Raw genomic sequence first — 18,788 nt, 5'->3', positions numbered from 1 at the left:
GCGAGGGGAGGCGCGGCTTCCACCGGCGTCCGCGTCAGCCGAACGCGTCGATGCCGGTGATGGCCTTGCCCAGCACCAGCGTGTGCACCTCGTGGGTGCCCTCGTAGGTGAAGACGGACTCCAGGTTCAGCATGTGGCGCACGGGCGGGTAGTCGTCCGTGATGCCGTTGGCGCCGTAGATGCTCCGGGCCACCCGGGCGATGTCGAGCGCGCTCTTCACGTTGTTGCGCTTGGCCAGGCTCACCATCACGGGGTTGCTCTTGCCCTCGTCCTTGAGGCGCGCGAGCCGCAGGCTCAGCAGCTGCGCCTTGACGATCTCCTGGAGCATGTCCGCCAGCTTCTCCTGCGTGAGCTGGTAGCCGGCGATGGACTTGCCGTCGAACTGCGCGCGGGACAGCGCGTACTCACGCGCGCCCTCGAAGCACGCGATGGCCGCGCCCGTCACCGCGAAGGCGATGCCCGCCCGGGCGTTGTTGAGGCACGACAGCGGCCCCTTGAGGCCCACGACGCCGGGCAGCACGTCGCGGTCCGGCACGCGCACGTCCTGGAAGGACAGCTCGCTGGTGCGGGAGGCGCGCAGGGAGAACTTGCCGGGGATCTCCCGCGCGCTGAAGCCCGGCAGGCCCTTCTCCACCAGGAAGCCGCGCACGGACTCCGGGCCGCCGTCGTCCGTCTTCGCCCACACCACCGCGACGTCCGCGATGGAGCCGTTGGTAATCCAGGCCTTGGTGCCGTTGAGCACCCAGCTGTCGCCATCCCTCCGCGCGCGGGCGCGCATGCCGCCGGGGTTGGAGCCGAAGTCGGGCTCGGTGAGGCCAAAGCAACCGATGATCCGCCCCTTCGCCATGCCCGGCAGGAAGCGCGCCTTCTGCTCCTCGCTGCCGTAGGCGTGGATGGGGAACATGCACAGCGAGCCCTGCACGGACGCGAAGCTGCGCAGCCCGGAGTCGCCGCGCTCCAGTTCCTGGAGCACCAGCCCGTAGCTGACGGTGTTCATCCCCGCGCAGCCGTACCCCTGGAGGTTCGCGCCCAGCACGCCCAGCTCCGCGAGGCCGGGAACGAGGTGCGCGGGGAAGGTGCCGTCGCGGAAGTGCCGTCCGATGATGGGCAGCACCTCCGCGTCCACGAAGCGGGCCACCGCGTCGCGGGCGGCCTTCTCCTCGGCGGACAGCAGGTCGTCGATACGGAACAGGTCGGTGATGTCGGCGCGGGGCATGGCCGCGTGCTTAACGTCGCCGTCCTCGGGCCGTCAAACCCACCCGTCCGGGCGTCATGGGGACGCGGGAGCGAGCGCATCCAGGTCCGCGTCGCGCAGGAAGTCGACCAGCGGACCGTCGATCCTCCGCACGCCGCCCACCACCTGGGTGGGCTTGAGGAAGAAGAGGTTGTTCCAGTTGAAGTCGTAGAGGGCCTGCTCGGCGGCGTCGTTCCAGGCGCCGTCCATGCGCCCGCCGTAGTAGCCCAGCCTGCGCAGCACGCGCTTCACGTCCCGGACGGTGTCCCGGTCGAGCGGGATGAGGTCGGACGCGTACGGCGCCGCGACGCCGGCCTGGTAGCGGTTCATCTCCACGCCCAGCTCCCTCAGCGCGTTCTTGCTGCCGTGGACCACGGCGTCCGCGAGCACGTGCGTGTAGAAGGCCGCCTCGTTCTCGGCGCTCCAGACGCGGATGACTCCGGAGCGCTCGCCGTTGCGATCTCCGCCCACGCGGGCCCCCGCCTTGAGCGCCGCGTAGAGCCGCTGCGGCAGGCTGCCCCTGGCGTGCTGGAAGCCCACGGCCATGGCGTCACAGATGGCGGGGGTGGTCATGTTGTTGGCCTGCACCACGAACGTCGCCCCCTTCACGGCGCAGCGGTGCGAGGCGTTCTCCGCGCCGGTGCGCTGGCCCACCGTGACGGTGCCGTCGGGAAGCAGCTTCACCGCGGCCAGCTGGCGGTAGTCCGCGTACGGGTCCACGGAGAACACGAAGTCGATGGCGGCCTGCGGTGTGTCGCCCGCGTCGGTGCGGGAGAGGATGGCCTCGGCGTCATCCACCGAGGGATAGAACATGGTCGCCACCGCCACATCCGGACGGCCGTAGGGCACCAGCCCGCTGATGCCCGCGGGGAAGGAGATGACCGCCACGCCGCAGGACTTCTCCACGGGGTCGCAGGCGACGATGGCGCGCGTGCCCAGCAGCCGCGAGTTGACGGTGCCGGTGGGCGGAGCCGCCGCGAGCGCGGCGGAGGCCCACACGCATGAGACCGCCAGCAAGCCAAGCTTGAGAGACTTCATACGCAACGAACCTCCAGCCAATGGGTGATGACGGGAAGAGCCGCGGGAACGGCGGGTGATGCATTTCACGGAGCCGCCGTCCGACTGTTCGCGGGAACGCACGCGCGCCCCTCGCGTCCCGAAAAAGTCCCGGGGGGCTCGTGGAATCGCGGAGCCACTTCAGGCGCGGGGCTATGCTGCCCGCCCATGGCAAGCGAGACGACGAAGACGGTGGTGGTGACGGGCGCCAGCCGGGGCATTGGCCGCGCGGTGTCCCTGGCGTTCGCGCGCGAAGGCTATGACGTGTGGGCGCTGGCGCGTTCAGCGGAGTCACTGGAGGCGCTGCGCAAGGAAGGCGGCGAGCGCATCCGCCCCCACGCGGTGGACGTCGCGGACGAAGCGGCGCTGCTCGCGGCGTGCAAGGTCATCCTCGCGGCCGGGACGCCCCGGGTGCTGGTGAACAACGCGGGCATCACCGTGTCCGCTCCGCTGACGAAGACGACCACGGCGGACCTGGCGAAGGTGATGGCCGTGAACGTGACGGCGCCCTTCATCCTGTGCCGGGAGCTGATGCCCGCCATGGCGTCCGCGGGCGGCGGGCGGGTCATCAACATCGGCTCCATCACCGCGACGCGCGGGGCGAAGTACACCTCCGCCTACTGCGCGTCCAAGCACGCGCTGCTGGGCCTGACGCGCGCGCTGTCCGTGGAGTACGCGCGCAAGAACGTCACGGTGAACAACGTGAACCCGGGCTGGGTGGAGACGGACATGTTCGCGGGTGCCACGGCCGCCATCACCCAGAGCACGGGCCGCACCCAGGAGCAGGCCCGCGAGGCCCTGGCCTCCATGAACGCCATGGGCCGCATCATCCAGCCGGAGGAGGTGGCCGCGATGTGCCTCTTCCTCGCCTCGGAGGCGGCGGGCGCCATCACCGGCGCGGCCTACGCCATCGACGGCGGCGAGGCGGCGTAGCGGGCCTCCGCGCGGCGCCCGGCCGACGGCGCCGCAGGGGCCCCGGCGCGGCTCGCGGGCGCAATCACCTTCCGCGCCGCGCCATCGTCACAGCCGGTACTGCCCCACGATGTTGCTGACCTCGTGGGACGCGGTGGTGAGGCGCGCGGCGGCCACGGCGCTCGTGGCCACGCGCTCCACCGTCTCGTCCGCCAGCCGCGTCAGGTCGCTCAGCGCGGCGAAGAGCTCCGCGATGCCCGCGTCCTGCTGGCTCACCATGTCCGCGATGCTGCGCACGGACTCGCTGTTGTTCTGGATGACGGCGGCCAGCGCGCGCAGGCTCTCGCCCGCCGCCCGGGCCTGATCCAGGCCCCCCTCCACCTCGCGGGTGCCCCCCTCGCTCGTCTTCACCGCCTCGGAGATGGCGAGGCCGATGTCCCCGAGGATGGACTGCACGCGCGACGTCGCCGTCGCGGACTGGTCCGCCAGCGAGCGCATCTGCCGGGCCACCACCGCGAACGCCCGGCCCGCCTCGCCGCTGCGCGCCGCCTCGATGGCCGCGTTGAGCGCCAGCACGTTGGACTGGTCCGCCAGGTCCTTCACCGTGCCGGTGATGTCTCCCACCTGCCGCGTGCGCTGCCGCAGCTCCGACACCGTGTTGGAGATGCGCTCCACCTGCGAGCGGATGTGCGTGAGGCCGCCCACGCTGCCCGCCACCGCGGACTCGCCGGCCTGCCCCACCGCGCCCGCCTTCTCCGCCTCGCGAAGCACGCCCGACGCCCGCTGCGCCGCCGCCCGGGAGCTCTCCTGGAGCTGCCGCGCGGCGATCTGCGTCTGGTGCAGCGCCGCCGCCTGCCGCGTCACCGCCAGGTTCTGGTCCGAAGCGGAGTTGGCCAGCTCCAGCGCCGTCGCCTCCAGCTCCTGCGCGGACCCCTTGAGCGCCACCAGCACCGCGCGCAGCCGCGCCATCATGTCCCCGAAGGACCGGGCCAGCTGGCCAATCTCATCCTGGGAGTGGACCTCCAGCGTGCCGCTGAAGTCGCCCTCGGCCACCACCCGCGCCGCCGCCGCCGTCAGCGCGCCCAGGGGCGCCATCATCCGCCGCACCAGCAGGAAGACCCCTCCGCCCGCGAGCAGCGCCACCAGCAACCCCAACGCCAGCACGCCCACCAGCGTGGTGCGCAGCCGGCCCCACTCCGCCTCCGCGCCTCGCGCGAGCACCAGCTCCAGCCCCTCGCCCACCTGCACCCGCGACACGTGCAGGGACACCCCACCCACGTCCGCCTCGGCGCCGTTCGCCCCGCCCGGGGCCACCCCCAGCAGGGCCGGCGCCGTCACCGTGTGCACCGACTGCGCCACCAGCCGCGGGCCCACGCGCAGCAGGGCTTCCAGCTGTTCGCTCCCCTCCCCCAGCCGCCCCAGGTCCTCCGCGCCCAGCTCCGCGCCCACCACCAGGAAGCCCACCGGAGCGCCGTTGGCCTTGAGCGGCTGCGCCACCGCGAGCAGCGGCGCACCCGCGCCCGGCAGCAGCACCTTCCCCTTCTGGTGCACCACCTTGTCCAGCCCCGGCAGCGTCCGCTCGCCCGTGGACGCGACCACCGCGCCGTCCACGCCCACCAGGACCAGCAGGTCCACGCCCAGCACCGCGCGCTGTTCGTTGAGCAGCGCGGCGGCTTCGGAGCGCTCGCGCGAGAACACGCGGAGCAGCGCCGGATTGGACAGCGCCACGTGCCCCAGCTCCGTCAGGACCCGCACCTCCTGGTCCTCCAGCGCCTGCCAGCGGGTCGCGTCGCGCGTCAGGGCGGAGGCCATCTCCGACTCCACGCGCGAGCGCAGCGACAGCCCCATCAGCGACACGGTGAGCAGGGTGAGGGCGATAACGACGGCGGTGAGGGCCGCGGTCAAACGCGCGGCGAGGCTGAGCGTCATTCGCAACGGGTGCTCGGACAAGGGAGGGGGACGCGAGGGGGGAACCCCGAGATTAACCTGGAAATATCGAGAGATTGAAGTCCCTGTATCTGGCGACTCCCCCTCCGTCCGGGAAGACCCATCATATCGGGTCGGTGGTCCGCTCCGACCTGACGGGTCCCGCTCGCGTGCGCACCTGTCGGATGACGCGGCGGGGAGAGGCGCTCAGGCCGCCACGCGCAGCACCACGGCGGTGATGTTGTCGCGGCCGCCGGCCTCGTAGGCGGCGGCGACGAGCGCGTCACACGCGGCCTGGGCGGTGGGGGCGCGCAGCTGCTCCTTCAGCGCCTCCGGGCCCAGCGGCTCATAGAGGCCGTCCGAGCACAGGAGGAAGACGTCTCCGGGCCAGGGCTCCAGCCGCTGCACGGTGGGCTCCGCGTTCTCCGTGCCCAGCGCGCGGGTGATGAGGTGGCGCAGGTTGGCGGGGTTGCCGGGCGGTTCGCGGCCCGCGGCGCGCAGCTCCTCGATGAGCGAGTGGTCGCGCGTGAGGGGCTCCAGACGTCCCTCGCGCAGGCGGTACAGGCGGCTGTCGCCCACGTGGGCCACCGCCGCGCTCCGCTCCCCCACCGCGAGCGCCACCACCGTGGAGGCCATCTCCTTGAGCTTGCCCACGCGGCGCACGCGCAGGGTGCGCTGGGCGAGCGCGGTGCACGCGGCCAGGTAGTTCTCCTCGCGGCTCTTCGCGGGATCCACCGCGTCCGGCCACGTGCCGTCCCGGTCCCGGTCCAGCCGGTCGCTGAACCCCGCGAAGGTGTCCACCACGCACTGGCTGGCGACCTCTCCCCCCTCCTGTCCACCCAACCCGTCCGCCACCACGAACAGGCCCCGCTCCGGCAGGACGCAGTACGCATCCTCGTTGTGCGGCCGCCGGCCGATGTGGGTCTGCCCCGCGCTTTCGAACCTCATGACTGCCACCTCCTGGCTGGGCTCCCTGAGAGCAAACGGGAGGCCAACGTCCCTGTCGCTTCACGCCCGGGGCGCCCCCTCGGGGTTGTCTCCCAGGGAAGACGCCCGGGTGCGCGTTCACTGCGAGTCCGCGGACGCCCCTGTCCGCCGACCGACATCGCGGGCGCTCCGGCGCCGTGCCTCCGTGGGGCTCCCACGAAGAGGACGTCCCGGAGGTCCTGACGGGCGTCGCGGGCGGAGGGGAGCTGGGAGCGCGGCCCCGGCGGAGGAGTGGGAGTCATGGGCATCGACGACCTGGAGGCAAACGGGATGATGTCGCACCTGCTCATGGCACGGGAGGCCGGGGAGGATACCGGGCATCGCGGCCAAAGGGTGTTTACGAAGGATCCAACGGAGGGCAGGGAGGCGGATTCTGGCGGCGCCCCCCTAGCAACTCTTCCCGGGCCCGGCGGACAATGAGAGAGCCGCCCGACGTGCGGGCCATCACCCGAGGACACCCATGACATCCATCCGCCGCGTGGGTTCTGGCATCGCGACGTCCAGGGCCTGGTCCATCTCCGCCGAGCTGGAGGTCACCGCCCCGGTGCGCCAGCAGCCCATGGCGCCGGTGGAGCCGGTGCGGCGCGGCTTCTCCGACGAGAGCGACTTCCAGGCGGACGCCGACGGCGACCTGGCCGGCGCGCTGCTGGCGGACGCGGGGTTCACGGAGACGCCCTCGGGAGCGCCCGGGCGCGCCTCGGCGCTGGAGGCCCCGGAGCCCCGCGCCGCGCTGCTGGAGAACGCGCAGCTGCGCACCTTCGCGGGCGTGAGCGAGTTCGAGGCCGCGGCGCCCTCCTACGCGCAGCGGCTGGGCATGCCGCAGGCCCTGTCGTCGCCGCTCATGCAGGCGCGCTTCTCCAATCCGGCGCGCCGCGCGGAAGCCGAGCCGGCGGATCCCTCGCTGGACCCGTCCGACATCCTGTCGCCCGACGCGGCCGCGTGGGAGCTCCAGAACCTGGACACCATGCCTCGCACCGTCTCCGCGCAGGAGGCGGAGGACCTGCTGTTCCTCCTGGAGTCGGGAGACCTGTCCAGCCTGAGCGACGAGCAGCTGCGCGCGCTGAGCGAGGAGATGGACGCCGATGACGCGGGCGGTGCGTCCGACCTGCTGGACGCGTCCGGCGCGCACGAGGATCCGAACGGGTTCATGGCCACGCTGGACGACGGTGGACCGGAGCTGCCGCTGGAAGGGTCCATGAACGTCCCGCCTCCGGACGACTTCCTCGCGGACGTGAACGACTTCACGCTGGACGCGGCGCCCGAAGCACTGGAGGCCCCTCAGGCCCGCGCGCACGAAGAGGCCCGCGTCGTGGTGGCGCCGGACGTGGACGCGCGCGACACCCTCGAGGCCCAGGCCACCGCCCAGGCATCCCCGGCGGAGCCCGAAGCCCTCGCGCACGCGGAGGCCCCGGCGGAGTTCGAGGACGTGCAGGACGCCGACCTCGTGGAAGTGGACGCGGCCGGCACGCCGCCGCCCCCTCCTTCCGAGTCCTGAGCCCACCCCGGGCGGCCCCGCGGAGGCGGAGCGACGGACTCCGCCTCACGGGCCCTGACGCTCAGGGCGCGGGCCTGCCCGCGAGCACGGCGTCCAGCTGCGTCTGCGCCTCCACGACGTCCTTCTCCAGCTCGGTCGTGTAGCGGTCGCGCTCCGCGCTCCTCCACTCCAAGGAGGAGAACTGCTGGAGCGAGTACGCGCGCGTGGTGTGCACGGGGCCGCGCATCGTGACCATCAGCTCGCGGTCGGGGTCTCCCATCTCCTTGAGCAGGAAGCCCTCCACGTCGCGCAGGGTCAGCGGGAACGCGGGCGCCTCGTCGCGGATGAGCTTGCCGAAGACGTTGAGCTTCACCTCCTGCATTCCCTCCTGCAGCTCCTCGTTGAACGACACGGACGCGAACGGCACGCCGCCCTCGTCGTCCAGCCGGCCGGCCACCACGTACCGGCCCGCCTTGCGGACCTGGACGGACAGGTACAACTCCAGGGAGCCCGCCTCCAGCACCTCGCGCACCCGGCGGGTGAACGTGGCTGGCGGCGCGGGCGTGTAGAGCACGTCGAAGAACGTCGCGTCCTCCACGTCGCCGGAGCGCACGCGCACGTCCACGCGCAGCGTGCCGGAGAACATCGCGAAGCCCTGCTTCGACGGCTGGAAGCGCCCGGTGAGCATCCCGTCGCCCGCCACCACGTCGCCGTCACGGCCCAGGTCTCCGAACGCCAACGGCACGCCCGGCACTCCGCCCGCGCCGGTCAGGTGGTCCGCCTCGTGCGCCAGCGCGGACACCACCTCGCACGGACGGGGCGAGCGGCGCGAGTCCTCGCACGCCACGGTGAAGAGCACCGCCTCGTCACCGACGACGAACACCTTGTCCTGCTTGAGCCGCAGCTGCACGTCGGACGTGCCGTTCTCCGCGGCCTTTGGACTCAGCGGCCGCGTGCGCTCCGGCTCCGCCAGCTCCATCTGATCCGGGTGCTCGCGGCTGGGCCGGGACTCGGGCGGATAGCGCGTGGCCGCCATGTACGACTCCAGCGAACGCCTGGCGCGCTCCAGGCGCTTCTGCCACAGCTCGCGGCGAGCCTCGCGCTCGCGGGCCTCCGGGCTGAGCAGCGACGGCGCCGCGGACTCCGCGGGCGCGGGCGTGCCTCCACGCCCGGCCGCGGACCGCGCCACGTCGCGCGGCTCGGGAGCCGGGGCGGAGGCAGGCTCCGCCACGCCACCCTCCGGCGCTTCGGCCCCTTCACTTGCCTGCCACCAGAAGACCCCTCCGCCCATGAGCACCAGGGGCACGAGGGCAAGAAACCACCGGCCGTGGCGCAGCCAGGGAGAGGAAGGGACGGGGCCGTCGTCGCGTGTCATGTGAGGGCTTCGCCGGAGGGGGCGATGGAGACCGTCAGCCTAGTACGCGTACTTGACGACGTCCTCGCGCACCTTGGAGACAATGCCGGCCCAGTTGCCGTTGGCGTAGTGATTGAACCCCTCGCTGTCGTCGCGGAAGGACACGGAGTGGAAGCTCCACTTCGCCCGACCGTCGCTGCACGCCGCCGTGCCCGTGTTGAGCGTGCCGCCGCAGAACCAGTCGCCCGGGTTGCAGTAGGACCCGTTGCCGCTGCCCGACACGCCGCCCGTGGAGTGGTAGGCCACCGCCTCGTCGTCCTGGCCCGGGAGGATGCCGGAGTACAGCGTGCCCTTGGAGCCCGCGAACATGTAGAACCACACGTTGCGCGTGGTGTTGTGGTTGAACATGGCGCGCGCCGTCGTGGTGACCAGGTCGCTCACCAGCGGATCGCTCACCGCCCACTCGCCGTAGTCCGCCAGCTCGCTGCCGCCGCCCGCGCCGGACGCCACGTCCACCCACTTGATGTTCCAGCCCGTCTGCGTGGAGCCGTCCGTGTTGCCGCACTCGCCGTTGGCGTTGGGCGTGGCGTTCTTCTTCTGGCGCGCGCTCCCGCCGTACAGCGACAGCGCGTAGCCGATCTGCAGGTCACCCGCGCTGTGCGCCGCGACGTAGCACCAGTTGGCGCCCGTGCAGAAGCAGTCCAGCGCGTTGCGGATCCGGTAGTTCTCCGTCCCCACGCGCTGCGTGCCGTTCCAGTTGACCGCCTTCTTGTTCACGCCCGCCGCGGTGGTGGAAGGTCCCCAGTAGCTGAAGTCGGCGTAGTTGCCCGCCTTCGTCGTGTTGCCGTTCTTGCCGTGGATCCACAGCGTGTAGTTCGTCGCGGCGGCCTCGGTGCTCACCAACAGCGTCGCGGCGGCGACGGCCGCGCCAATCAGCGTCTTCATCGGGGTGTGTCTCCTGGCCTCTCGGGGGGGATGAGAGGGCTTCCGCGCGGCCCCAGGCCGAGCGAGGGGACAACCACTCTAGAGGTTGTTTCAGATGAACGCGACAAGCCGGAAGTCCGGCCGTCAGTGAATTACCTGACGCGACGCGCCGTCGGGCGGCGTCAGCCCAACGCGTCCAGGGCGCCGTCGTGAACGAAGCGCTCCAGCCGCCCCAGTGCTTCCGGCAGGTTGGCGCGGCCCAGGCCCAGGCGGAAGTGGTTGCCGGGAAAGGCATACACGTCGCCCGGCAACAACAACACACCCTCACGGGTAATCAGTGACTCAGTGAAACGTGCCACGGGGATGTTTCGCAGCAGGCGCGGGAAGGCCACACTGCCGGCGCGCGGGCGCACCCAGTGGAAGGTGTCCGCGTGGCGGGCGAAGAAGCCGTCCAGCAGCGCCAGGTTCGCGGTGAGCAGGTCGCGGCTGCGCGCGAGGACGCGCTCGCGGGCGCGCAGGGCGATGAGGGACAAGAGCTCGCTGGGGGCGCTGTTGCAGAGCGAGGTGTAGTCCTTGAAGGCGCGGCAGCGCGCGAGCAGCGCCGCGTCCCGGGTCGCGAGCCAACCCACGCGCAGCCCCGCCATGCCAAACGCCTTGGACATCACGCCCAGGCTCACGCCCCGCGCGAAGCACGACGCGGCGGGCGGCAGCGTGTGGCCCGGATCGTACTCCAGCAGGCGGTACACCTCGTCGGAGAACAGGGGGATGCCGCGGGCCTCGCAGAGCGCGCACAGCCGCTGGAAGGTGGCGCGGTCCGGCAGCGAGCCCGTGGGGTTGTGGGGGAAGTTCACGACGACCATGCGCGTGTCGGGGCGCAGCGCCGCCGTGAGCGCGTCCAGGTCCAGCGCCCAGCCGTCCTCTTCGCGCAGGCGCAGCAGCGTCACGTCCGCGCCGGTGGCGCGCGCCACTTCGTACAGCGACTGGTAGCCCGGCCAGGTGACGACGGCGTGCGTGCCCGGGCCCAGCTGGACGTTCATCGCGACGAACAGCGCCTCCTGCGCGCCCGCGAAGGTGAGGATGTCGTCGGCGGACAGCCCCGGGTACATCCCGGCGATGGCCTCGCGCAGCGCGGGCAGGCCGGGGGTCTCCGTGTAGCCGAGCGTCAGGCCGTCCCAGCGGGCGCGGTCCTCCGGCGACGCGAGCGCGAGCAGGTCCGCCATGCGCCAGCCCTCCACGTCGGAGGCGCACAGCAGGTAGGGCGCGGCGAACTCCCAGCGCGCGAAGTACCGCTCCAGCTCGAAGTCGGGGATGTGCATCACGCCCTCCATGACGCCCGCCTGCCCACCCGGGGGCGGAGCGGGGCTCCGGGCCCTGCCGGACAGGCGAGCGGACGAGCCCGCCGCCGGGAGCAGCCGATGCCGCATGCATAGCTTGAGTCGCGTCCCGTTGAAGCGCTTTCCACCTCTTCCCAGGGGAGCCCGCATGGCCTCGAAGAAAATCCCGCTCACCCTCCTGGACCCGGATGGCGGCTGGGTGAACGCCCCCGTCCACGTCTCGGAGCTCGATGGACTGCCCGTCCTGCTGCACTTCTGGACCATGGACTGCGAGGACTGCGCCGCGCAGTTCGAAGCGGTGAACCAGTGGGTCGTGGAGTACGGCCCCAGGGGCCTGAAGGTCATTGGCGTGGACGTCACCCACTCCGACACGGAGCTGCGGGACACCAACCGGGTGGAGGGCTTCGCCCGCGAGCACGGCCTGCGCTACCCCATCGCCATGGACGACGGCTCCATGGCCAAGGCGTACGGCGTGGACAAGCACCCGGCCTTCCTCCTCTTCGGCCCGGATGGGCGGCTGAAGAACCGCGTCTGCGGCAAGGACGCCCTGCGCCGCGTCCGCGCGCTGCTCAAGGACCTTCCGGGCCAGGAGCCTCCGGCGCTCTCCGGCGAGGTGTCCCGCGAGCAGGAGGACTCGTCCGTGGCCAGCCCGTAGCGGCCCCGCGCGCCGCAGCCCCACCCTCCTCCCTTCCAGGAGTCGCACCATGGCCGAACGACGTCACACCGAGCGAAAGGGCTTCTCCCTGGGCGCGCTGGCCGCGGGGGTGGGCGCCGCCGTGGGGCTCTCGCGCGTGCTCCGCCCCCGCTTCAGCTTCCGAGGACGGACGGTGATCATCACCGGCGGCTCCCGGGGGCTGGGGCTGGTGATGGCGCGCCTGTTCTCGAAGGAGGGGGCGCGGGTGGCCATCTGCGGCCGCGACCCGGAGTCGCTCCAGCGGGCCCGCGCGGACCTGGAGCGCGGCGGGGGCGAGGTGCTGGCCCTCCGCTGCGACGTGCGCGACCAGGTGCAGGTGGACGCGATGGTGGGCGCGGTCCACGAGCGGTGGGGCGCGGTGGACGTGCTCGTCAACAACGCGGGCGTCATCATGGTGGGCCCGCTGGAGTCCATGACGTTGGAGGACTTCGAGGAGGCGGTGGACGTCCACCTGTGGGGCCCGCTGTACACGACGCTCGCGGTGGCGCCAGCGATGAAGGCGCGCGGCGAGGGCCGCATCGTCAACATCGCCTCCGTCGGAGGCAGGGTGAGCGTGCCGCACCTGGTGCCGTACTCCGCCAGCAAGTTCGCGCTGGTGGGCCTGTCGGAGGGCCTGCGCACGGAGCTGGCCCAGGACGGCATCCTCGTGACGACGGCGTGCCCGGGCCTGATGCGCACGGGGAGCCCGCGCAACGCGTCCTTCAAGGGGGACCACGAGAAGGAGTACGCGTGGTTCCACGTGAGCGATTCGATGCTGGGCGTGTCGATGAGCGCCGAGCGCGCGGCGCGACGAATCATCGAAGCGTGCCGCCGGGGGGACGCGGAGGCCCTGGTGGGCCTGCCCGCGAAGCTCGCCACGGTGGGCCGGGCCCTGGCGCCCAACCTCACCGCGCGCGTGCTGGACGCCGCCAACCGCCTGCTGCCCCAGGACAGCAACCCGGACCGCCACCGGGGCAGCGACAGCGAGACGCCCCTCACCCGCTCCTGGTTGACGGAGCTGAGCCGCCGCGCGGCGGAGCGCAACAACGAGAACGAGGTGTCCCTGCACTGACCCCAGGGACACCGGGACCGGCGAGGCTCAGGCCTTGCCGTCCATCTCCGCCAGCTCCATGCGCCAGTGGCCGCGGTGCTCGTACGCCTGCCCCAGCTGTTCGTTGAGGGCGGCGAGCATCTTCGTGTTCCCCTCCTGCTCGTAGCCCTTCAGGGCCTCCTCGCAGGCGGGCACGCGCGACAGGAACGTCTTCAGCGCGTCCAGGCTCAATTCCTTCACATACATCCCGTACCCCAGCTTCTCCAGGTACAGGGCATTGAGGACCTGCTCGAACTGGCCCCCCACCGGGATGCTCAGGAGCGGCTTGTGCAGGTAGACGGCCTCGCTCATCAGCGTGTAGCCGCCGCCCGCCACCACGGCCCGCGCGGTGCGCAGGTCGTCGATGAAGCCCGCCTCGCTGAAGGGCCGGTAGGTGAGGTTGCCCTCCACCACGTCTTCCTTCAGGTCGCGCCGCAGGCCATACACGCGGCACGGCACGCCGGACTGCTTGAGGATTTCGGGCAGGTGCGTGTTCGTGGTCGCCGTCTGGTACACGAGCAGGTGCTCGCCCCGCTCCGGCTTCGCCGCCAGGATTTCCGGCCGGAGGATGGACGGCGCCAGCGTGGTGCGGCGCTTGCGCACGGGCGGGTAGAAGAACGTCGTGGCCAGGTAGTGGAAGGCCCCGGGCAGCTTCGCCTTCACGATGGCGCGCGTGGCCTCGAAGCTCTCCTCGTGGCCAGCGAGCAGCGCCGGCTCATGCTGACAGCGGTTGATGACCTGCATGTTGTCCACGCTGATGACGGGCAGCCGGTGGTTCTTCGCGAACAGGTAGCTGAACGTCTCGAAGTCGCTCACCACCACGTCCGGCTTGAAGCCCTCCACCAGGTCGAAGTACTGGCGCACGTTCTGCGGCCAGCCCTTCACGGCGCCCTGCAGGTTCTGCAGCACCGTCTGCCATTTCTTCACCGAGTTCCCCTCGTAGGCGATGGTCAGCCCCCAGATGCCGTGCACGTTCTGGAAGCGCTGGGCCAGGTAGCTCTGCGCCCGCCCCGACACCACGATGTGGACCTCGTGCTCCTTCGTCAGCGCCTCGAGCAGCACGCGCGAGCGCGTCGCGTGCCCCATCCCTTCGCCGACGACCCCGTACAGGATTCGCATGGTCCGGAAGCATACGCCCGGGACGCCCTCCCCTGTCCCCTCCAGCCCGCGTCGGTGCTACGCCTCGGGGCCATGACCTCCCTGCCCTCGCCCCGGGGTGCCTCCGTCCTGCGCGCCGCGCTGTTCGGCCTGCTGACGGCCCTGCTGCTGGGGGGGCTGGCCTTGCTGGCCCTGGGCGCCAAGGCCGTCTTCGTCCCCGCGGACTGCGCCGGCCTGTCCCCCCAGGAGTGCCAGCTCGACCGGGAGACCGACCGCGACCTGGGCCGCGTCCAGACCTTGTCCGGCGGTGCGCTCGTCGCCCTGGGCGCCGCCCTCTTCGCCCTCACCCGCCCCCGCCCTCCCCCCCACGACGCACCTCCTGGCGATGACGATGCCAGCGTTTGAGAGCCCAAGGATTTCGCCGCGGCGCGCAACCCGTCACCCGCGCCTCCACGAAGTGCTACTAATTACCACTGGCCCGGCCATTAGGTTTGAGGGTAGGAGACGGCCTTATGCAGCTCGAATCGTTGAAGATGTTCTGTGACGTGGTCGAGACGGGCTCGTTCTCGCGCGCGGCGCAGCTCAATCACGTGACCCAGTCGGCGGTGAGCCAGCAGATCCGCGCGCTGGAGAACCGCTACGAGCAGAAGCTGCTCTCGCGCAGCGCGCGGCAGGTGACGCCCACGCCGGCGGGCGAGCGCCTGTTCCGGGGCTGCAAGGAGATCCTGGCGCGCTTCGCGGAGGTGGAGCAGGAGATCCGCGAGCAGGCGACGGAGGTCCAGGGCGCGACCACCGTGTCCACCATCTATTCGGTGGGCCTGCACGAGCTGAACGCGGTGCAGAAGCAGCTCCTGAAGACGCACCCCAAGGTCAACATGCGCCTGAACTACCGGCGCAATGATCAGGTGTACGACGACGTCATCCTGGGCGCGGCGGAGATTGGCATCGTGGCCTATCCGCAGCCGCGCGCGGGCGTGGACATCCTGCCGTTCCGCGACGACAAGCTGGCGGTGGTGTGCGCGCCCAACCACTCGTTCGCCACCAAGGCGAAGGTGAGCCTCACCGCGCTGTCGGGCGTGCCCTTCATCGCCTTCGACCGGGAGGCCCCCACGCGCAAGGCATTGGACCGCCTGTTCCGCGAGAAGAACATCGACATCACGCCGGTGATGGAGATGGACAACGTGGAGACCATCAAGCGCGCGGTGGAGATGGGCCTGGGCGTGGCCATCCTCCCGCTCGCCACGGCCCACGCGGAGATCAAGGGCGGCTCGCTGATGGCGAAGCCCTTCGCGGAGGGGCCCGTGTCGCGCCCCATCGGCCTGCTCATCCGCAAGGGCAAGTACCTGGACCGCGCGTCCGCCGCGGTGCTGGAGGCCTTCAAGCAGGCCGCCCTGATTCCGCAGGAGGACTGAGGCGTCCTCCCGCGGTGGGCGCGCGGGCGCGGGCTCAGTACAGCTTGCGCAGCCGGGCGGCGAAGAAGCCGTCGTAGCCCTCCGGCCCCGGCAGCGTGCGCAGCCACGCCTGGGCGAGCGGCAGCTTGAGCCCCGGCAGCACGGGCGGCTCCGCCGTCCACTCCGGGTGGCTCCTCAGGAACATGTCCACCTGGTCCTGGCCCTCCTGCGGCTCCGGCGTGCACACGGCGTAGACGAGCAGTCCGCCGGGCGGCACCGCTTCCTGGCAGTTCTCCAGGATGCGCCGCTGGAGCGCCGCCAGCCGCGCCACGTCCTCCTCCTTGCGCCGGTACCTCAGCTCCGGGTGGCGGCGCAGCGTGCCCAGCCCCGAGCACGGCGCGTCCACCACCACCGCGTGGAACTCGCCCCAGGCCTCGGGGAAGGGCTCCGCGGCGTCGTGCGCGAACGCCTTCAGCCGGCCGGACAGCCCCAGCCGCTGGGCCTCCCCTTCAATCTTGCGCAGCTTGTTGGCGTGCAGGTCCACCGCGACGACGTCGTGCGTCTCCGCCTGGTGGCAGGCCTTGCCGCCCGGCGCGGCGCACGCGTCCAGCACGCGCGCGGACTCCGGGATGGCGCCGTAGACGCCCACGAGCTGCGCGGCCTCGTCCTGCACCTGCCACAGCCCCTCCGCGTAGCCGTACACGTCCTCCACCCGGCCCACGGACGGCAGGATGATGCCCACGGGCGAGGACTCCGTGGGGCGCGCGTCCACGCCCACGTCCTTGAGCTGGGCGAGCAGCGCGTCGCGCGTCACCTTGGAGGTGTTGGCGCGCACGACGACGGCGGGCGGCAGGTTGTTGGCCACGAGCATCGCCTCGGCGCGCTCCCGGCCGAACTGGCGGATCCACCGCTCCACCAGCCAGCGGGGGTGGCTCTCGCGCACGGACAGGTACTCCACCGCGTCCGTCCGCGCGGGCAGGGGCGGCGAGGGCAGCTCCGACAGCTTGCGCAGGATGGCGTTGGTGAAGCCCGCCGCGCGCCCCAGGCCCACGTCCTTCAGGGCCTGGACGGTCTCCGCCACGGCGGCCCGCGCGGGCACGCGGGTGTGGAAGAGCTGGTACGCGCCGACGCGCAGCGCCGCCAGCACCTTGTCCTCCAGGGCGTCCAGCTTGCGGTCCGCGAAGCGGGTGATGGCGTAGTCCAGCGCGAGCTGCCGCCGGGTGGTGCCGTAGGCCAGCTCGGTGACGAACCCCGCGTCGCGCGGGTCCTTGGGCGGCGTCTCCGACAGCACCGTGTCCAGCACCACGTTGAGGTAGGCATCCGTGGCGCGCACGCGCGACAGGATGTTGATGGCGAGGATACGGGCGTTCATCCTTCTTCCAGCCGGGTCATCAGGTCCACCAGTTGCTCGTCCGACATCCGGGTCGCGGGAAGATGGGACAAGGTGAGGCTCTGGAGGCTGTCCTCCAGCAGCTCGCGGTGGCCGCTCTCCGCCGGCTCACCACGCTGGACCTGCTGATACTTCGCGCGGGCCCAGGTGGCCAGCTCCGCTTCACTGAGCCGCCCCGCCAGCCGGTCCGCGATCTTCTGGCGCACGAGCGCCCGCGTGAGCAGGTCCGACGCGGGCAGGCCCCCCGCCTTCGCCGCGCGCCCCAGGGACTTGCCCGCCCGGCCCTCCTGCTTCGCTTCGGTGGAGGACGCGGCCTTGCGGCCCAGCGTCTTCAGCGGCCCTCCGGCCTCCGCCGTGCGCGCCAGGGAGCGCGCGGGCGCGGCCACTGGCGCCGGATCCCCGCCCTTGAGCGGGTGCACGCGGCCCACCAGCTTCGGCCTGGGGCGCTCCTCCTCCTCCCCACCGCCCTTGCCCTTGCGGCGGCCCAGCGTCTTCAGCGGCCCGGGGATGGCGGGGTGGAAGATGCCGCTCGCGAAGGTCTCCAGGGCCTGGATGTACGGGTCGAACCCGTGCAGCCCCAGCACCTGCATCGCGCACGCCTCGGCCACCACGGACTCGCGGGCGGGCGGCTTGAGCAGCACCTCGATGGCGGGCAGGCCCACCGCCTCCAGCGCCTCCTTCAACGCGTAGGACGTGAAGAGGCCCGCCGGGTTGATGAGGACGCCCTCCACCCGCTTGCGCTCGGCGTGCAGCGTGTCGATGAGGACGCCTTCGTGGTTGGACTGGACGATGGTCAGCTCCAGCCCCAGCTGCTTCGCCTTCGCGCGCAGCGCCGCGTCCAGGTCCGCCAGCCGGCCCCCCGCGACGTCCTCGCGCTCCCCCAGGAGGTTGAGGTTCGGCCCGTGCAACACCAACAGCTTCATGCCCATCCGTGAGACTCCCTGCGGCAAGGATTCCACATGGCGCACCGGGGCGCGCTCACGACGTGAACGGCTGACTGCCCGGCTGCAATTTGTTGCCGGACAAGAAGTCGCCCGCGCGCATCACCCGCTTGCCCTCTGGCTGGACCTCCAGGAAGACGAGCGAGCCCTCGCCGCACGCGACCTCGATGCCCTCCGGCCCCGCGGACAACACCGTGCCGGGCTCGCCTTTTCCCGCGGCGGGCCGCATCCGGTGCACCTTGAAGACCTTGCCCGACAGCAGCGTGTACGCGCCGGGCCACGGGGTGAAGGCGCGCAGCCGTCGGTCCAGCTCCACCGCCGGCTTCGTGAAGTCCAGCTTCGCGTTCTCCTTGTCGATGATGGGCGCCAGCACCATGCCCTCGGAGGGCTGGGGCTGGGGCGTCAGCTCCCCGTTGAGATAGCGCGGCAGGGACTCCCGCAGGAGGTCTCCGCCCAGCGCGGACAGCTTCGCGTGCAGCGTGGCGCTCGTCTCATCCGCGGCGATGGGCAGCCGCTTCATCGCCAGCACGGGCCCCGTGTCCAGGCCCTCGTCCATCACCATCAGGGACACGCCCGTCTCGCTGTCGCCGTGCGCGATGGCCCACTGGATGGGCGCGGCGCCCCGGAAGCGCGGCAAGAGCGACGCGTGCACGTTGACGCAGCCCTTCGCCGGCAGGGACAGCAGGTCCTTGGGGAGGATCTTCCCGTAGGCCGTCACCACGCAGACGTCGGGGGCGTACTGGCGCAGCTCCTCGGAGAAGGGCGGCGTGCGCAGCTTCTGCGGCTGGAGCACGGGGATGCCCTTCTCCAGCGCGCGCTCCTTCACGGGCGGCGCGGTGACGGCGTTGCCACGGCCCTTGGGCTTGTCCGGCTGGGTGACGACCGCCACGACGTCACCCACGTCGAAGCAGGCCTCGAGCGAGGACACGGCGAACTCGGGCGTGCCCATGAAGACGATGCGGGGTCGGCTCATGTGAGGGGAATCTCTTGAAAGAAAGGGGGGA

Annotated in this window: 17 protein-coding genes; 6 read left to right on the top strand and 11 right to left on the bottom strand. The window is 71.8% G+C overall.

Features of this window, described 5'->3' with window-relative positions; genetic code table 11:
* Positions 1 to 34: 34 nt before the first annotated feature.
* Positions 35 to 1,216, bottom strand: coding sequence for an acyl-CoA dehydrogenase family protein (locus GTY96_RS02450; protein WP_143898114.1), 1,182 nt, complete (start codon positions 1,214 to 1,216; stop codon positions 35 to 37).
* Positions 1,217 to 1,270: 54 nt separating this feature from the next.
* Positions 1,271 to 2,272, bottom strand: coding sequence for a DUF1028 domain-containing protein (locus GTY96_RS02445; RefSeq protein ID WP_161663741.1), 1,002 nt, complete (start codon positions 2,270 to 2,272; stop codon positions 1,271 to 1,273).
* Between the two features lie 186 nt (positions 2,273 to 2,458).
* Between GTY96_RS02445 and GTY96_RS02440 the strand changes: the two genes are divergently transcribed.
* Positions 2,459 to 3,223 (top strand): SDR family NAD(P)-dependent oxidoreductase, encoded by a 765-nt coding sequence (locus GTY96_RS02440; RefSeq protein ID WP_161663740.1) that lies wholly within the window; start codon positions 2,459 to 2,461, stop codon positions 3,221 to 3,223.
* Between the two features lie 87 nt (positions 3,224 to 3,310).
* Here the strand turns inward: GTY96_RS02440 and GTY96_RS02435 are convergent, their stop codons facing one another.
* Together GTY96_RS02435 and GTY96_RS02430 are read right to left on the bottom strand one after the other, a co-directional pair.
* Entirely contained in the window at positions 3,311 to 5,131 is a 1,821-nt protein-coding gene (locus tag GTY96_RS02435) for a methyl-accepting chemotaxis protein (protein WP_143898107.1), read from the bottom strand.
* Between the two features lie 204 nt (positions 5,132 to 5,335).
* Positions 5,336 to 6,076 (bottom strand): PP2C family protein-serine/threonine phosphatase, encoded by a 741-nt coding sequence (locus GTY96_RS02430; protein ID WP_143898104.1) that lies wholly within the window; start codon positions 6,074 to 6,076, stop codon positions 5,336 to 5,338.
* 499 nt (positions 6,077 to 6,575) lie between these two features.
* On the opposite strand from GTY96_RS02430, the gene GTY96_RS02425 reads away from it, so the two are divergent.
* Positions 6,576 to 7,610: a hypothetical protein gene (locus GTY96_RS02425; RefSeq protein ID WP_161663739.1), complete on the top strand. Its 1,035-nt coding sequence runs from the start codon at positions 6,576 to 6,578 to the stop codon at positions 7,608 to 7,610.
* Positions 7,611 to 7,671: 61 nt separating this feature from the next.
* Here the strand turns inward: GTY96_RS02425 and GTY96_RS02420 are convergent, their stop codons facing one another.
* The 3 genes from GTY96_RS02420 to GTY96_RS02410 form a co-directional block, all read right to left on the bottom strand.
* Complete coding sequence (locus GTY96_RS02420; protein WP_143898102.1) at positions 7,672 to 8,964, bottom strand: hypothetical protein; 1,293 nt, start codon at positions 8,962 to 8,964, stop codon at positions 7,672 to 7,674.
* Between the two features lie 39 nt (positions 8,965 to 9,003).
* Positions 9,004 to 9,888, bottom strand: coding sequence for a hypothetical protein (locus GTY96_RS02415; protein WP_143898099.1), 885 nt, complete (start codon positions 9,886 to 9,888; stop codon positions 9,004 to 9,006).
* A 161-nt stretch (positions 9,889 to 10,049) separates the two neighbouring features.
* Positions 10,050 to 11,183: an aminotransferase class I/II-fold pyridoxal phosphate-dependent enzyme gene (locus GTY96_RS02410; protein ID WP_161663738.1), complete on the bottom strand. Its 1,134-nt coding sequence runs from the start codon at positions 11,181 to 11,183 to the stop codon at positions 10,050 to 10,052.
* A gap of 166 nt (positions 11,184 to 11,349) precedes the next feature.
* On the opposite strand from GTY96_RS02410, the gene GTY96_RS02405 reads away from it, so the two are divergent.
* Positions 11,350 to 11,856, top strand: a complete 507-nt coding sequence (locus GTY96_RS02405; RefSeq protein ID WP_143898097.1) for a peroxiredoxin family protein — start codon at positions 11,350 to 11,352, stop codon at positions 11,854 to 11,856.
* Positions 11,857 to 11,905: 49 nt separating this feature from the next.
* The gene (locus GTY96_RS02400) at positions 11,906 to 12,946 is read left to right on the top strand and encodes an SDR family NAD(P)-dependent oxidoreductase (protein ID WP_143898095.1); all 1,041 of its coding nucleotides are present in this window, start codon (positions 11,906 to 11,908) and stop codon (positions 12,944 to 12,946) included.
* Positions 12,947 to 12,973: 27 nt separating this feature from the next.
* Here GTY96_RS02400 and GTY96_RS02395 read toward each other — a convergent pair whose 3' ends face one another.
* On the bottom strand, positions 12,974 to 14,083 hold the full coding sequence (locus tag GTY96_RS02395) for an MJ1255/VC2487 family glycosyltransferase (protein ID WP_161663737.1): 1,110 nt from the start codon (positions 14,081 to 14,083) through the stop codon (positions 12,974 to 12,976).
* A gap of 72 nt (positions 14,084 to 14,155) precedes the next feature.
* On the opposite strand from GTY96_RS02395, the gene GTY96_RS02390 reads away from it, so the two are divergent.
* Together GTY96_RS02390 and GTY96_RS02385 are read left to right on the top strand one after the other, a co-directional pair.
* On the top strand, positions 14,156 to 14,467 hold the full coding sequence (locus GTY96_RS02390; protein WP_161663736.1) for a hypothetical protein: 312 nt from the start codon (positions 14,156 to 14,158) through the stop codon (positions 14,465 to 14,467).
* Between the two features lie 107 nt (positions 14,468 to 14,574).
* A complete protein-coding gene (locus tag GTY96_RS02385; protein ID WP_143898089.1) occupies positions 14,575 to 15,474 on the top strand; it encodes a LysR family transcriptional regulator in 900 nt (299 codons plus the stop codon).
* Positions 15,475 to 15,508: 34 nt separating this feature from the next.
* On the opposite strand, the gene rsmB is transcribed toward GTY96_RS02385, so the two are convergent.
* Genes rsmB through fmt form a run of 3 tightly spaced genes read right to left on the bottom strand, consistent with a single transcriptional unit; the run spans position 15,509 to position 18,757 of the window.
* Complete coding sequence (gene rsmB / locus GTY96_RS02380; RefSeq protein ID WP_143898087.1) at positions 15,509 to 16,825, bottom strand: 16S rRNA (cytosine(967)-C(5))-methyltransferase RsmB; 1,317 nt, start codon at positions 16,823 to 16,825, stop codon at positions 15,509 to 15,511.
* The gene (locus GTY96_RS02375) at positions 16,822 to 17,772 is read right to left on the bottom strand and encodes a type II 3-dehydroquinate dehydratase (protein WP_201755761.1); all 951 of its coding nucleotides are present in this window, start codon (positions 17,770 to 17,772) and stop codon (positions 16,822 to 16,824) included. Before GTY96_RS02375 ends, rsmB begins: the two co-directional genes overlap by 4 nt.
* A 49-nt stretch (positions 17,773 to 17,821) precedes the next feature.
* Positions 17,822 to 18,757 carry a methionyl-tRNA formyltransferase gene (gene fmt, locus GTY96_RS02370; RefSeq protein WP_161663735.1) on the bottom strand — a complete coding sequence of 312 codons (936 nt, stop codon included), beginning with the start codon at positions 18,755 to 18,757 and terminating at the stop codon, positions 17,822 to 17,824.
* Between the last annotated feature and the right edge of the window lie 31 nt (positions 18,758 to 18,788).

The sequence above is a fragment of the Corallococcus silvisoli genome, assembly GCF_009909145.1.
Taxonomy (GTDB): Bacteria; Myxococcota; Myxococcia; order Myxococcales; family Myxococcaceae; genus Corallococcus; species Corallococcus silvisoli.
The sequence above is the reverse complement of the archived record's forward strand: the minus strand, read 5'-3'. Positions and strand labels throughout refer to the sequence as shown.